Origin of the sequence: Caballeronia sp. INML2 (genome assembly GCF_023631365.1) — a bacterium.
GTDB classification, from domain to species: Bacteria; Pseudomonadota; Gammaproteobacteria; order Burkholderiales; family Burkholderiaceae; genus Caballeronia; species Caballeronia turbans.
In genome coordinates this window covers 19,176-33,389 of sequence record NZ_JALQDH010000048.1, presented here as the reverse complement: position 1 = coordinate 33,389, position 14,214 = coordinate 19,176, and the positions used below count along the sequence as shown (strand labels likewise).

At 65.3% G+C, this 14,214-nt stretch carries 11 protein-coding genes; 6 read left to right on the top strand and 5 right to left on the bottom strand.

The window, feature by feature from the left end:
* Positions 1-14: 14 nt before the first annotated feature.
* A complete protein-coding gene (locus tag NCT32_RS17190) occupies positions 15-1,196 on the top strand; it encodes a 4-hydroxybenzoate 3-monooxygenase (RefSeq protein ID WP_061115829.1) in 1,182 nt (393 codons plus the stop codon).
* 48 nt (positions 1,197-1,244) lie between these two features.
* Here the strand turns inward: NCT32_RS17190 and NCT32_RS17185 are convergent, their stop codons facing one another.
* Positions 1,245-3,497 (bottom strand): amylo-alpha-1,6-glucosidase, encoded by a 2,253-nt coding sequence (locus NCT32_RS17185; protein ID WP_061115830.1) that lies wholly within the window; start codon positions 3,495-3,497, stop codon positions 1,245-1,247.
* A gap of 178 nt (positions 3,498-3,675) precedes the next feature.
* Here NCT32_RS17185 and NCT32_RS17180 point away from each other — a divergent pair, with 178 nt between their 5' ends.
* Both NCT32_RS17180 and NCT32_RS17175 read left to right on the top strand, forming a co-directional pair.
* Positions 3,676-4,470 (top strand): sulfite exporter TauE/SafE family protein, encoded by a 795-nt coding sequence (locus NCT32_RS17180; protein WP_061115831.1) that lies wholly within the window; start codon positions 3,676-3,678, stop codon positions 4,468-4,470.
* A 256-nt stretch (positions 4,471-4,726) separates the two neighbouring features.
* Complete coding sequence (locus tag NCT32_RS17175) at positions 4,727-6,424, top strand: acid phosphatase (protein WP_061115832.1); 1,698 nt, start codon at positions 4,727-4,729, stop codon at positions 6,422-6,424.
* A 3-nt stretch (positions 6,425-6,427) separates the two neighbouring features.
* Here NCT32_RS17175 and NCT32_RS17170 read toward each other — a convergent pair whose 3' ends face one another.
* Positions 6,428-6,820 carry a RidA family protein gene (locus tag NCT32_RS17170; protein WP_061115833.1) on the bottom strand — a complete coding sequence of 131 codons (393 nt, stop codon included), beginning with the start codon at positions 6,818-6,820 and terminating at the stop codon, positions 6,428-6,430.
* Between the two features lie 156 nt (positions 6,821-6,976).
* On the opposite strand from NCT32_RS17170, the gene NCT32_RS17165 reads away from it, so the two are divergent.
* Positions 6,977-7,873: an NAD-dependent epimerase/dehydratase family protein gene (locus NCT32_RS17165; protein WP_061115834.1), complete on the top strand. Its 897-nt coding sequence runs from the start codon at positions 6,977-6,979 to the stop codon at positions 7,871-7,873.
* 57 nt (positions 7,874-7,930) lie between these two features.
* Here the strand turns inward: NCT32_RS17165 and NCT32_RS17160 are convergent, their stop codons facing one another.
* The 3 genes from NCT32_RS17160 to NCT32_RS17150 all read right to left on the bottom strand — a co-directional run bounded on the left by NCT32_RS17160 (position 7,931) and on the right by NCT32_RS17150 (position 13,233).
* Complete coding sequence (locus NCT32_RS17160) at positions 7,931-9,040, bottom strand: malate/lactate/ureidoglycolate dehydrogenase (protein WP_061115835.1); 1,110 nt, start codon at positions 9,038-9,040, stop codon at positions 7,931-7,933.
* A 181-nt stretch (positions 9,041-9,221) separates the two neighbouring features.
* The gene (locus tag NCT32_RS17155) at positions 9,222-10,691 is read right to left on the bottom strand and encodes a M20 family metallopeptidase (RefSeq protein WP_061115836.1); all 1,470 of its coding nucleotides are present in this window, start codon (positions 10,689-10,691) and stop codon (positions 9,222-9,224) included.
* Positions 10,692-10,788: 97 nt separating this feature from the next.
* On the bottom strand, positions 10,789-13,233 hold the full coding sequence (locus NCT32_RS17150) for a penicillin acylase family protein (protein WP_061115837.1): 2,445 nt from the start codon (positions 13,231-13,233) through the stop codon (positions 10,789-10,791).
* Between the two features lie 141 nt (positions 13,234-13,374).
* Here NCT32_RS17150 and NCT32_RS17145 point away from each other — a divergent pair, with 141 nt between their 5' ends.
* Positions 13,375-13,551, top strand: a complete 177-nt coding sequence (locus NCT32_RS17145) for an oxidoreductase-like domain-containing protein (RefSeq protein WP_409241534.1) — start codon at positions 13,375-13,377, stop codon at positions 13,549-13,551.
* A gap of 93 nt (positions 13,552-13,644) precedes the next feature.
* Positions 13,645-14,154, top strand: a complete 510-nt coding sequence (locus NCT32_RS17140) for a DUF1993 family protein (RefSeq protein ID WP_061115838.1) — start codon at positions 13,645-13,647, stop codon at positions 14,152-14,154.
* The last annotated feature ends 60 nt before the right edge of the window (positions 14,155-14,214 follow it).

The following is a 14,214-nucleotide window of genomic DNA, read 5'->3' as shown; positions in this document are numbered from 1 at the left end:
CTCACGGAGACAACATGCGTACTCAAGTCGGCATCGTCGGCGCGGGCCCCGCCGGGCTTCTTCTTTCTCATCTGCTGCATCTGCGCGGCATCGAATCGGTCGTGCTCGAAGCGCGCAGCCAGGACGCCATCGAATCGACGATCCGTGCCGGCGTGCTCGAACAAGGCACGATGGACACGCTCAATCAAGCCGGTCTCGGCGCGCGCATGCAGGCCGAAGGCGCGCTGCATCACGGGTTCGAACTCGCGTTCGAAGGTCAGCGCCGCCGCATTGCGCTGACGGAGCTGACCGGTCATTCGATCACGGTGTATGCGCAGCACGAAGTCATCAAGGATCTGGTTGCGGCGCGACTCGCGGCGAACGGGGAGCTGAAGTTCAACGTGTCGAACGTGTCGCTGCACGATTTCCAGGACGGCAGCGATCGCAAGCCGCGCATCAAGTATCAGCACGAAGGCCGCGACGAAGAGCTGGAATGCGACTTCATCATTGGCTGCGACGGCTCGCAGGGCGTCGCGCGCCAGTCGATTCCCGAGGCAGTCCGGCAGGACTATCAGCGCATCTATCCGTTCGGCTGGTTCGGCATTCTGGTCGAAGCGCCGCCTTCTTCCGACGAGCTCATCTATGCACGGCACGACCGGGGCTTCGCGCTCATCAGCACGCGCTCGCCGGGCGTGCAACGCATGTACTTCCAGTGCGATCCGAAAGATACGGTCGACGCCTGGTCCGACGACCGCATCTGGGCCGAGTTGCACGCACGCGTCGATAGCGCCGATGGCTGGCAGATCACCGAAGGCAAGATCTTCCAGAAGAACATCGTCGGGATGCGCAGCTTCGTGTCCACGCCGATGCAGTCGGGCAAGCTCTTCCTCGCGGGCGACGCCGCCCACATCGTGCCGCCGACCGGCGCGAAGGGCCTGAACCTCGCGGTGTCGGACGTGCGCGTGCTGAACGCCGCACTCGAAGACTTCTACAAGGAAGGCGGTACCGAGAAGCTTGCGCGTTACACCGAGACGGCGCTCAAGCGCGTCTGGCGCGCCGAGCATTTCTCGTGGTGGATGACTCGCATGCTGCACAAGCTCGACGACACGTCCCCCTTCGAGCAGCGTCTGCAGGTAGCCGAACTGGAGCACGTGACGACGTCGCGCGCGGCCGCTACCGCGCTCGCGGAGAATTACGTCGGCAGCGTGGCGGTTTAACCGGTCATCGCGCGCACAGCGCCATCATGGCGCTGTGCGCTTGCCGCATCAGAGCACCGCAACCACGCGCACGTCCCCTTCCACCGACGGAATCACCTGCCCGCCGACGCGCCGGAACGTGATCGTCGCCGTCTTGTCGCCGAGACGCAGATCGCCGATTTCCAGCCAGTCGATGCCTTCGGGCAACGCCGGCCGGTCGATGCGCACTTCATCGTTGACGGCATCGACGGTCATGCCAAGGCACGCCTCCAGCACCATGAAAGGCGCGCCCGCCGCCCACGCCTGAGGCAGACAGGCGACCGGATAAGCGATCGGCCGTTCGCCGCGCTGCCGCGTGAATCCGCAGAACAGCTCAGGCAGACGCATATCGAAGGTGACGGCGGCCTCGAACAACGCTTGCAGCAGGCCCACCGCCGCACCGCGGTCGCCGTAACGCGCGAGACCGCGTGCGCACAATGCAGTGTCGTGCGGCCATACGGAGCCGTTGTGATACGACATCGGATTGAAGCGCGGTTGCCCCGCCGCCAGCGTGCGCACGCCCCAGCCGGTGTGAAAGAGCGTCGATTCGAGCTGACGTGCAACGGCCTCGCCGCGCTTGCGATCGACGAGATCGAATGCGAGCAGATGCCCCGCATTCGACGACAGCACGCGGCACAACTCCCCCTTGCCGTCGAGCGCGATGCCGTAGAAGTCCATCTCCGGCATCCAGTACATCTCCTCGACGCGCTCGCGAATGTGGCGCGCGCGGCGCTCGAACTCACGCGCACTTTCGTCTTCGCCGCGCTCGCTGGCGAGGCGCGCCATCGTTGAAAAGGCCGTCGACGCATACGCTTGCACTTCGACGAGCGAGATCGGTCCAACCGGGAATTTCCCGTCCGCGTGGAACACGGAATCCTGGCTGTCCTTCCAGCCTTGATTCGCGAGACCGTTCTCCGATGCGCGCTGATAATCAAGCAGACCGTACGGATTCTTGTCGCAATGGCGCGCGACCCATTGCGCCGCGAGTTGCAGCGCCGGCCATATTTCGTCGATCAGTGCGCCGTCGCCGGTGCGCTCGGCATAGGCGCCCGCCAGCACGATGAAGAGCGGCGTGCTGTCCACGCCGCCGTAATAAAGCGCGAAGGGCACCTCGCCGGTCGCCGCCATCTCGCTCTTGCGTGTCTCGTGCATGATCTTGCCGATTTCGGCATCGCGGAACGCCGAGTCCTCGCGGGCCTGATGAGCGGCGAGAAAGCGCAGCACGCCGCGCCCGAGCGTGGGTTGCAGCCAGAGCATTTGCAGCGAGGTGATGATCGCGTCACGGCCGAACGCCGTCGAGAACCACGGAATACCCGCGTAGGGATAGGGGCCGGTTTCGAGGTCGGTCGTGAGCAGGCCGAGATCGGCGAACGAACGGTCGATCCATTCACTGAAAAGCGGATTGCTGGAACGCACGCGCGCGCTCGCGCGGCGTCTGTCGCGCATGCGCCGATGCGCTTCGACGAGCGCCTCGCGAATCGCCGGGCGGCCCGACTCCGGCGCGCATTCGGCAGCTTCGGCAGCGTTGCGCTTGCTTTCCTCGCTGGCATCCGAAAGCGCATGCGTGACCGCCGTCACTGACAAATACACCGAGATCGCGGTCTCCGACTGAATATGCAACGCGTAGTCAGCGCGCGTGGGCGACAGCACGTCCGGCGCGGGCGTGAACTGGATGCGCGCCGTGCGCTCCACTTCGTCCAGGCCGATATAGCGCAACACGACCTCACCGTTCTCGACCATCGGCGGCCGCAACGCGCCGCGCTTGCCGCGTTTCGCGCCGCGCACCTCGAACATGTCGAGAAAGTCCGCCGCGAAGGAGATCGAAAGCGGCACGGTGGACGGCTCGGTGCCGTAATTCGTGAGCACGATGCTCTCGTGCAGCACGTGCCCGGACAGCACACGCTTGCGCTCGACGTGAATCACGCCTTCCGGCGTTTGGGCCCCGCCTATCGGCGGAAGCGGGCGGTTGGTCAGATGCGCCGTGAAAACCGCGTTGTCGCTCGACACGCTGCCGGAAAGCAGCGACGGCGCGCGTCCGCCGAACGTCAGCACGAGCTCCGAAAGCACCCGCGTGTCGTTGACGAAAAGGCCGTCATCGCCGCCACGGATGTCGCCGTTCGCGTCGTAGACAGCGAATGTGTTGCCGGATTTCAGGACGAACTGGCGTTCGCTCGGCATGTTGGCATGCTCGGTCGGGATGAACGCGTCATCCGTGAGCCGTGGCTGCGACTCCTGCGATTGTTGTTGCTGTTGCTGCTCTTGCGACTGTTCCTGTGTATTCATTGCGCCTTCCTGAAAGTGTTCTGAAGGGTTTTCCTGAGCCGCTCTGGAACGCGTTCGAAGCTCCCGGCACGCCGCGACCGCCCGGTCGGGCATCGCTCTCATGCAGCAAGTGAGCCGCTTACCCGCTATCATCGACGGCTTTTCGACCCACCCACGCCTGACGGGTTCTCCGCGCGCAATGTCATTTCCGCATATCGACTTACTTTATTCTGCTTCGGGGCTCGCGGTGGGCTTTCTCGTCGGCCTGACGGGCGTGGGCGGCGGTTCGCTAATGACACCGCTGCTCGTCCTGCTGTTCGGCATCCACCCGGCGACCGCCGTCGGCACCGACCTGCTCTACGCGGCCGCGACCAAGACCGCCGGTACGCTCGTGCACGGCATCAAGGGTTCGGTCGACTGGCGCATCACCGGCCGTCTCGCCGCGGGCAGCGTGCCGGCGGCGGCCATCACACTGTATTTCCTGCACGCGCACGGCATTGAATCGCGCGACACCGCGCGGCTCATCCAGCTGATACTCGGTACGGCGCTACTCATCACCGCCATTTCGTTGGTCTTTCGGCCGCAACTCGCCCGCTTCGCGTACAAGAAGGGACGTGGCCGGCCCGAGCACCCCGTGCGCACCGCCGCCTGGACGGTTCTCACCGGCGCGATTCTCGGTGTCCTGGTTTCGATTACGTCCGTGGGCGCGGGCGCGATCGGGGTGACCGTGCTGCTTCTGCTGTATCCGCGTCTCGCGACGGTGCGCATCGTCGGCTCCGATGTGGCCCACGCGGTGCCGCTCACGCTGATTGCCGGCGCCGGCCACTGGATGCTCGGCTCGGTCGACTGGGCCCTGCTCGCCTCGCTCCTCGTGGGTTCGATTCCGGGCATTGCCATCGGCAGCATGCTCTCCTCGAGGGCGCCCGAAGCGCTGCTGCGTCACGTGCTTGCCGCGACGCTGGTACTCGTCGGAGCAAAGCTCGTGTTCAGTTGATGTTAGTCACGCTGCTTCGCGCTTTCCAGTCGGCCGAACGACATAGGCCGATTCGCACAATGTTCCTGTTTTTCTCCTATGCCGTTTGGCCGGGTTTCGCGCTGCGGGGCGATGCGGCATCATGCCCACTCAGTTGAGCCGCGAGCAGCATAGCGGCCAGGCCGGGGCGCCGGGTAATGGGCGCGTCATCTTTCGGCGTCGATAATGCGGGCGCGCGTCATGGGACGTGTGCGGCATGTTCACGAGGAGTCAGGCGATGAATGAGAAGGACCATCCGCAGAACGAGCTTCCCTCCAGCATCGATACGCCAGCCGGCGACGCGCCGGCGGACCCCGCGCGGCGGCGGCTGCTTGCGGCTGGCGTGGGTCTCGCAGGACTGTCGCTCGGCGGGTGCAACCTGTTCGAAAACAAGCCGTCCACGCCTAAAACCGCAGCCGATGTCGCACTCGACCGCACGCTCACGGCGAAGGTTCAGCACATCGTCGTGATTTACGCGGAGAACCGCAGCTTCACCAATCTCTACGGCAATTATCCGGGCGTGCAATATCCGCTCTCAGCCGTGCCCGCGTCGCAGTACACGCAACTCGATCGCGACGGCCTCACGCCCATGCCCACGCTCCCGAAAATCTGGGGCGGGCTCGTGCCGCAAGCGCAGGAAGTCGGCGGCAAGCGCTTTGCGATTTCCGAGCAGCAGATCACCGGTCTGCGCAACGCGCCCTTCCAGATCATGGACGCGAACGGGGCGCCGCTTCCCAATTCGGTCATCACGCGGGATCTGGTCCACCGGTTTTATCAGAACCAGATGCAGATCAACGCGGGTCGTAATAATCAGTTCGCGGCGTGGGGCGACTCGGGCGGCCTCGTGATGGGCCATTACCAGAACTCGCCTGAGACGCTGAAGCTGTGGGGGCTCGCGCAGCAATACACGCTCTGCGACAACTTTTTCATGTCGGCATTCGGCGGCTCGTGGCTGAACCATATTTTCCTGATCTCGGCGCAGGCGCCCTTCTATCCGGACGCGAAAGGCAGTCCGGCGGCAAAGTTGCTTGCAGTGATCGAAGGCGACGACCCCACCGGATCGCGCCTCAAACTCGCGCCCGATTCGCCGAAATCGGCGCTCGAAGGTCCGCCGAAGTTCGTGCGCGACGGGGCGCTCACCGCCGATGGCTATGCGGTCAACACCATGTTCCCGCCCTATCAGCCGAGCAATGTGCCGCCCCCGCAAGGTGGCGATCCGCGTTACGCGGACCGGGCGAACGCGCTCGTGTTGCCGCCGCAGACTTACGCGACCATCGGCGATCGCCTGTCGGACAGGAACATCGACTGGGCGTGGTACAGCGGCGCCTGGCAATACGCGCTCGAGCACCGGGACACCGGCGCGGTGCCGGACTTCCAGTATCACCATCAACCGTTCAACTACTTCGCGAACTACGCACCGGGCACCGCCGCGCGCACTCAGCATCTGCGCGACGCGGGTCTGGGCGACGATCCATCGACGAACAAGCTGCTCGCCGACATCGACGCGGGCCGCCTCCCCGCCGTCACCTTTTACAAGCCGCAAGGCAATCTCAACATGCACGCGGGCTATGCGGATGTCGCTTCCGGCGACCGGCATATCTCGAACGTGATCGAGCACATCCAGCGCGGGCCGCAGTGGGAAAACACGGTGGTGATCGTCACCGTCGACGAGAACGGCGGCTGGTGGGACCATGTCTCGCCGCCGAAGGGCGATCGCTGGGGCCCGGGCTCGCGCATTCCGGCGCTCGTGATCTCCCCGTTCGCGAAGAAGGGCTACGTCGATCACACCGTGTACGACACGAACTCGATCTTGCGCTTCATCTCGCGCGTGCATGACCTGGCACCGCTCGACGGCGTGGCCTCACGGGATCGTGCCTTCGCCGCGAACGGCCAGGCGCCGCTCGGCGACCTGACGAAATCGCTGGACCTTGCGTAGCGGCTAGCCGCGCTCGATCCAGGCCCGCGCCGAGATCTCCAGCAAATAGCCGTAGTGCAGCGCGCCGACCGGCACGACGGCGCGCGCCGGTTTCCACGCGCCGAAGTGGCGCGCGTAGATTTCGTTGAACGCTTTCCAATGATCGACGCCGACGAGATACACGGTCACTTCGATGCAGTCTGCGAGACTCGCGCCTGCCGCTTCGAGCACGGTGCGCAGATTCGAAAGAGTCTGTTCAGCCTGCTCTTCGAACGGGAGATCGCCCGTATGCGTGCCGTCTGGACGGATAGGCAACTGGCCGGACACGCACACGAGATTGCCGGCGCGGGTCGCGTGGCTGTAGTGTCCCGCCGGAATCGGCAGGCCGGGAGCGTTGATGGTTTCGATCGGAGGCATCGTCGGTTCGGGTGGAGTGACAAACGGTGAGATGGGCGTCGACGGCGGATTATTGATTCGGAGTCAAGTTTCATTTGAGACTATCGCTCTTTTTGCGAGAGTCCAAGCGGCTCATACTGTGCTCATCGTAGTTCGAACATTCAACGGAGCACAAACATGAACATTTTCATCACTGGCGCGGGCGGGTTTATCGGCGGTTCGATCGCGGCGGGCCTCGCGCGTGACGGTCATCGGGTGCGCGGTCTTATCCGGCGCACGGAACAGGCCGAGGACCTGAAGCGCCTGAACATCGAACCGGTGATCGGCAGCCTGGACGACACCGACTTGCTGACCGCCGAGGCGCGCGCCGCCGATGCTGTCATCAACGCCGCGAGCAGCGATCATCGCGGCGCCGTCCAGGCGCTGATCGGCGCGCTCGAAGGCACGAACAAGCCGTTCCTGCATACGAGCGGATCGAGCATCGTCGGCGATGCGTCGGGCGGCGAGGCATCGGACAAAATCTACTCCGAGGACGACCTGCCCGAGCCGACGCCCGACAAGGCGCCGCGCGTGGCGATCGACACACTGGTGCTCGATGCCGCAAAACGCGGCGTGCGCTCGACCGTGCTCTGCAACACATTGATTTACGGCCACGGCGCCGTCCCGAATACGGCAAGCGTGCAGTTGCCGCGACTGGAGCGTCAGGCGAAGAAGAGCGGCATCGTGCGCCACGTGGGACGCGGCCTGAACATCTGGTCGAACGTGCATATCGACGATGTCGTCGATATCTACCGCCTCGCGCTCGAAAAATCGCCGGCGGGCACTTTCTACTTCGTCGAAAGCGGCGAGGCGCAGTTCCGCGACATGACGGCCGCCATGGCCCGCGCCCTCGAACTGCGTGGGCCGGAAGACTGGCCGCTCGAGGAAGCGATCAAGGAATGGGGTTATGAAATGGCGTCGTACGGTCTCGGCTCGAACAGCCGCGTGCGCAGCAAGCGCACGCGCGAGACGCTCGGCTGGCAGCCGAAACGCACGTCCGTCATCAAATGGATCGATGACGACATGGCCGCCTGATCGCCGATGACGCGGCAAATTGGCTTGACCAATTTGCCGCGCGTGCGACATCACGCGTTACTTCAGCGCAGCCGCAAACTTCTCGATATCCGCTTCCGGCATGCCCGACTTCGTCGCGGAATCGCGGATCTGCTTCCACGTCGTCGGATCGATTGCGATGCCGTTCGCCGTGCGGTCCGCGCGACGCGCCTCCTCCGGCTCGCCCGGCGCGTAGATCGCGTCCACGCCCGCCGCCCGCGGCGAAGCCTTCATCCATTCGAGGAACGCTTCGGCCTCGGCCTGCGCGGCGGGGGCATCGAACGCGTTCGGATCGACGATCACCGAGGTCATGCAGTTGATGATCGCGCTCGACTTCTCCAGCGTCTCCTCGTGCGTCGTATAGCCGCCCGAGAGCGCCCCGCCGAAAATCTCGCACAACGCGGCGAGGCCCGAACCCTTGTGCAGTCCGAACGCCGTGAGCGAACCGAACGGCTCTTCGTGCATCACCTTCGGTTCGATGGTCGGCTTGCCTTCGTGATCCAGCAGCATGCCCGGCGCGACCTTCACGCCCTTGTTGTACGCCACCCGCGTCTTGCCGTAAGCGATGCCGGCGGTCGCGAAGTCGAGCACGAGCGGGCTCTTGCCCTCGCGCGGATAGGCTGCGCAGAACGGGTTCGTGCCGAAACGCCGGTCGATGCCGCCGAAGGGTGCCACGAGCGGATCGCCCGCGACGTTCACGAAGTGGAAAGACACGAGCCCCGCCTTCGCGCACTGCTCCGCCCAATGACCGATGCGCCCGATGTGATGCGCATTGCGCAAGCCCACCGCGCACACACCGAGCTTCTTCGCGCGCTCGATTCCATGTTCCATCGCTTCGTAGGCGACCACTTGCCCGAAGCCCTTGCGGCCATCGACGGTCAGCACGGCGCCCGCATCGCGCACGATTTGGGCGTGCGTGTTGAGCTTCAACTGGCCCTCGCCGAGCGACGCGACGTAGCGCGGGATCATCCCGACGCCGTGCGAATCGTGACCCGACAGATTCGACATCACGAGGTGGTCCGCGACCAGTTCCGCCTCGCGCGGCGCGCTGCCGGCTGATTCCCAGATCGCGCGGACATAGGCGTGCAGCGTGTCGGCGGCGATGCGCTGTTCGGTGGCATAAGGGGTGGACGTGGGGGATGCATTCATTGCGGCACTCGTCTCCGTAGTTGATGGCTCGCGCGTTTCGAATTTCGAGGCACGCGCGGGCCTATCACTTTACAGACGATCAACTGGCCTTACCAGTTTGTTTTTACGAAATCGCTGAAAACCGGCCAAAAAAAGCCCGGACAGACCGGGCTTTCCATACCGTCGACCGGTCGATCGAGATTCAGGGCGCCGCCGCAATCACTTCCGCAACCGAGGCCGTCAGCTTTTTCGCATACGGAACGTGCAGGAATTCGTTCGGTCCATGCGCGTTCGATTTCGGGCCGAGCACGCCGCACACCATGAACTGCGAACGCGGAAACCCTTCCTTGAGCGTGTTCATGAGCGGGATCGTGCCGCCCTGCCCGATGTACGCGACGTCCGCTCCGAAGTGGCGCTTCGACGCTTCATTCAGCGACGAACGCAGCCACGGCGCGAGGTCCGGCGCATTCCAGCCCGTCGCGGCGCCCGCTTCCGGCTTGAACGTCACCTTGGCGTTGTACGGCGGATCCATTTCGAGCAATCGCTGCAACTTCACGACCGCCTTGGCCGCGTCGACGAGCGGCGGCAGGCGCAGCGACAGCTTGAACGCCGTGCGCGGCGCGAGCACATTGCCCGCGTCCGCGAGCGGCGGCAGGCCCGCCGCGCCCGTCACGGTGAGCGACGGACGCCAGGTGGAATTGAGGAGCGCTTCGCGAGGATCGGTCGTCGTCGGCAGCACGCTGCTACCGTCCGCCCCGCAGCTCCACGGCAGCTTCTTCCAGACATCGTCACCGAGGATGCGCGCGGTCATTTCAGCTTCGCGCCGGCGCAGCATCGGAATCGGGCAGTGAAAGCTCTCCGGCAAGAGATTGCCCGTGCTCGCATCTTCGAGGCGTTCGAACAGTTGCCGCATGATGCGGAAAGTGGACGGCGCGATGCCGCCGTAGCCGCCCGAGTGGATTCCCTCTTCGAGCACCTGCACTTCGAGATCGCCCGCGACGAGACCCCGCAGCGACGTCGTGAGCCACAGCTGATCGTAGTTGCCCGCGCCGGAATCGAGACAGATCACGAGGCCGACATCGCCGAGCCGGTCACGCAGTGCGTCGATGTAAGGCAGAAGATCGTAGCTGCCCGATTCCTCGCACGTCTCGATGATGCCGACACAGCGCGGCCGCTCGACGTTCTGCGCATCCAGCGCCGCGAGCGCGGTGATGCTGGCGTAGGTGGCATAGCCGTCGTCAGCGCCGCCGCGGCCGTAGAGCTTGTCGTCCTCGAGCTTCGGGGTCCACGGGCCGAGATCGCTGCGCCAGCCTTCGAACTCCGGCTGCTTGTCCAGATGGCCGTACAGCACGACCGTCTCGTTGCTGCCGGCGCGTGTGGCGGGCGTTTCGAAGAAAATGACCGGCGTGCGCCCGGGCAGGCGCACGATCTCGACCTTGAGACCCTTCACCGGCTGCGTGTTGATCCAGTCGACCGCATCCGTGACCACGCGCTCGATGAAGCCGTGGCGCGCCCAGTCGCTATCGAACATCGGGCTCTTCGCGGGCACGGCGATGTAGTCGGTCAGTGCGGGCACGATCTCGTCGTTCCATTTGCGATCCACGAACTCGCGCAGCGCGGCGGAATCGAGCCGTACTGCTTCGTCGTGTTGCGTGCTGTCGCCGTTAGTCATGACCCTGTTTCCCTTCGAGGCAAACTTCAATCATAGACGGGATTTGCCCCCGGCTGGAGCGGCGACGGGCCGTGCATGCCCCTTTTGGGGTGATTTTCTAGCGTGCTGGCTTGCTCGCCGCGCCATCGCGCGTTCCCGACACGACGACGCGCGTCGCCGCCGGGTCGGAATCGATCGCCTGTTCGGAAAACCGAAAGCGCGACCAGCGCTTCGCCGCGAACGCGCGCGTCGCATCGCCCGAGTGCGGCGAGGCCGGATCATCGGATTCGGCGTGCGAGAGCATCGTGTCGGCTTCCACGCCGTTCTCGCCGAACGTGACGACCTGCACGTAGCTGTCGCCCTGGCCGTTGATGTCCATCGGATAACCCTTCGCATCGAGCGGACGCCGCGCGCAGACGATCGTGAAGTAGCCCGCCTCGTCGCAGCCGCCAAAAAGCGGCACGCGCGCGCCGTTGCGGGTCGTGTAGAGCATGTCGCCGCGCCGCGAATCGAGTGCAAAGCCGTTCAGCGTCAGCGCGAGTGCCGCGCCGCCGAGCGCCTGGCGCAAGTCCTGAAGGACCGCGGGGTTGTCGGCACTGAAGCCTGCCGGCGTCGCGAGCGGCTTGTTCGGATCGAAGCCCGACGCGTACAGGCGTTCCGGCGCGATCCGCGTCGCGCGTGACCAGAACTCGTCCCAGAGATTCGCGCCGCGCGCGTCGATCTCCGCCGTGCCATTCCACTTGCGCAGCACCTCGCAGGCCTCGTGCAGCGGGCCGAGCGCTTCGTTGACCGTGCAGACCGCATCGAGCAGCGGCTGGCGGTAGAGGCGCTCGGACATCGAGTTCGTTTCCAGCACGGCGGATTCGAGCGCGTCGCGCGTCACGCCGCCGCGCTCGCGCTGCAGGCGCGCGGCGAGCAGATGGCCGTAACGCGTGCGCAGCGACTGCTCGACGCGCGTCGCGCCCGCGATGCGCGGATAGCCCGACATCGGCGCGTTCGCGTTGGTGAGCCAGTAGCTGTCGTTGAAGTTGCCGACGTAGTCGCCGCGAACGATGTTCGGCAGTTGCTCGACGGGCAGCGCGCCCGGCTGCACGCTCGTCGAATCGACGCGCCACGCGCACGCGCTCTTCGAGCCGTCGAGGAACGGCACGCCCGGCACACGGGCCGCGAACGCGCGGCCGGCCGGAGTCGTGCACGACTGCGCGAGCGCGTCGGGCACGTTCGGGATCGGGCCGATGTCGGCGAACCAGACGCGCTCGTCGCCGCGCCCGATCGCGAAGGTGTTCGCCCACGGCATCGCGGCGTAGCGCTTCTGGATCGCCATGAAGTCGCCGAGCGAGCGCGCCTGATTCCACGCGAAAAAGTTCTGGAACGCGCGCGTGTTGTCGATGTTCACGTCGGCGAGCGCATACGTGCGCTCGCCGCTCCAGCCGAGTCCCTGTGCCATCGCGGACAAATCGACGACCGGACCGTAGCGCGTCTTGTACAGCGTGCGCGACACGGATTCGTAGGTGCCGTCGGCGCGCCGCGAGCGCACCGTGAGCGGCACGGGCGTCATCGCTTCGCTCTCGCCATCGACGAGATACCGCGTCGGATCGGCGGGATCGAGCGTCAACTGGAAAATGCCGAAGCGCCGCGCGCTCGACACCGTATGCGTCCACGCGATGTTCTCGTTGAAGCCGAGCACGATCAGCGGCACCCCGAGAAACGACACGCCCGCGACGTTCAACTGGCCGGGAATCGTCAGTTGCGCCTGATAGAAACGGTCGGGGCCGCGCCAGAACCAGTGGGGATTGCCGAACAGGATGCTGCGTTTGTCGCGCGTGATCGGCGCGCCGAACGCAAGCGCATTGCTGCCGATGCCCGCATGCTCGCCGATGGGAAAGCGCAAGGATTCGAGCGTGGTTTGCGCTGCGTCAGAGGTGGTAGCCGGCTTCGGCGGATGGGCGGTGGCGATCGATGTCACGAAGCGCGCCGAGCCGCCCGCGAGATTGGCCGCGATCAGGCGAAGGTAGATGTCGTCGGCGTTGATCTTGCCGAGCCACGGCTTGCCGCGGCACGCTGCATGCGCGTTCGGGAAGCTGCCCGCGTTCAGATCGGCGAGATAGCGGTTGTAGCCGTTCGCGAAGCCGTCGATCAGATTGCGCAGTTCAGCCGGTTGCGCGAGACGATAACGTTCGACGGCCGCCTGATCGCCGATCAGACGAAAGAAGAAATCCGCGTCGATATTGCGCGGCTGGCCGAAGGTCGCCGCCGCTGACGGGCGCGCGTCCGGACCGAACCAGGCCGAGCGCTCGCCGCGATACGTGACGAAGCCGTCCGCGAGCGTGCACAAGTTGTCCTGCGCCTGCGCATAGCCGAAACCGAAGCCGAGGCCGCCCCAATCGGCTGCGCGGATATGCGCAATGCCGTCCTGCGTGCGGCGGATCTCGGCGCTCCAGGCGTTCTGCGCCCCCGAATTCGTCTGGCCGGGTCCGACCGGCGTTTCCGGCGGCGCGACGCAGCCGGCCAGAAAGGCGCTCAGAAGCGCGCCGGAGATCGCAAGGCTGACGATCTGGTTCATCGCGTGGGTCCCCCGGTCCGATCGACGTGATGACGGGTGCTTACCGCCCCGCCGCGCAGTATCGCATCGCGGGCAGCGCGATACGCCGCCAAAGTCTAGCCGCTCGCGTCCGCCGTGGCGAAGCCGATGCACAATGAAGCGATGAACGATCCTTCTCCTCACACCGACGATCCGCGCCCGGTGCCACCCGAGCGTCCGCTGCCGGAAGACTGCTGCCAGAGCGGCTGCAACGCGTGCGTTTTCGATCTGTATCAGGAGGCGCTGGCGCGCTATCAGGCGGAGCTGCGCGCGTGGGATGCGCGGCACGCCGCACGGTGAATCGATCCTGCCGGTTCGAGCAGGCAAATGGGCGCGGCGCTATGCTTGTGTCCCCTGTCGGTATCCAAACCAGAACACAAGGAGCGCACTTCCATGTCTCTCACGATGTATCGCGCATCGATTCCCGTATTCATTCGCGGACTCGAGGTATGCGCGGATCTGCTGAAGAAAGGCGCCGTCTTCGCCGATGAAAAAGGCCTCGCTCACGCCGACGTGATCAATGCGCGCCTCGCGCCCGACATGCTGCCGCTCGCCGCCCAGATCCAGCGCGCGAGCGACACGGCGAAGCTGTCGGCGGCACGTCTTTCCGGCGTCGACGCGCCGCGCTTCGAGGACGACGAAGACAGTTTTCCGGCGCTGCAGGCGCGTATCGAGAAGACGATCGCGTTCCTGAAGAGCATCGACAAGGCGTCGCTTGCCGGCTGCGAGACTCGCACCGTCACACTGAAGTTTCCGGATTTCTCGCCGTCGTTCTCGGGTGACGATTATCTGTTCGGCTTCGGGCTGCCCAACTTCTATTTCCACGTCGTCACGACGCACGACATCCTGCGCCATCTAGGCGCGCCGATCGGCAAGCGGGATTATCTCGGGCCGCTCAAGTGATTTGAACGCGGCGCTCGATGAGCCGCTCGATCGGACGATCGAGCGGCCGAATCAAGGCGC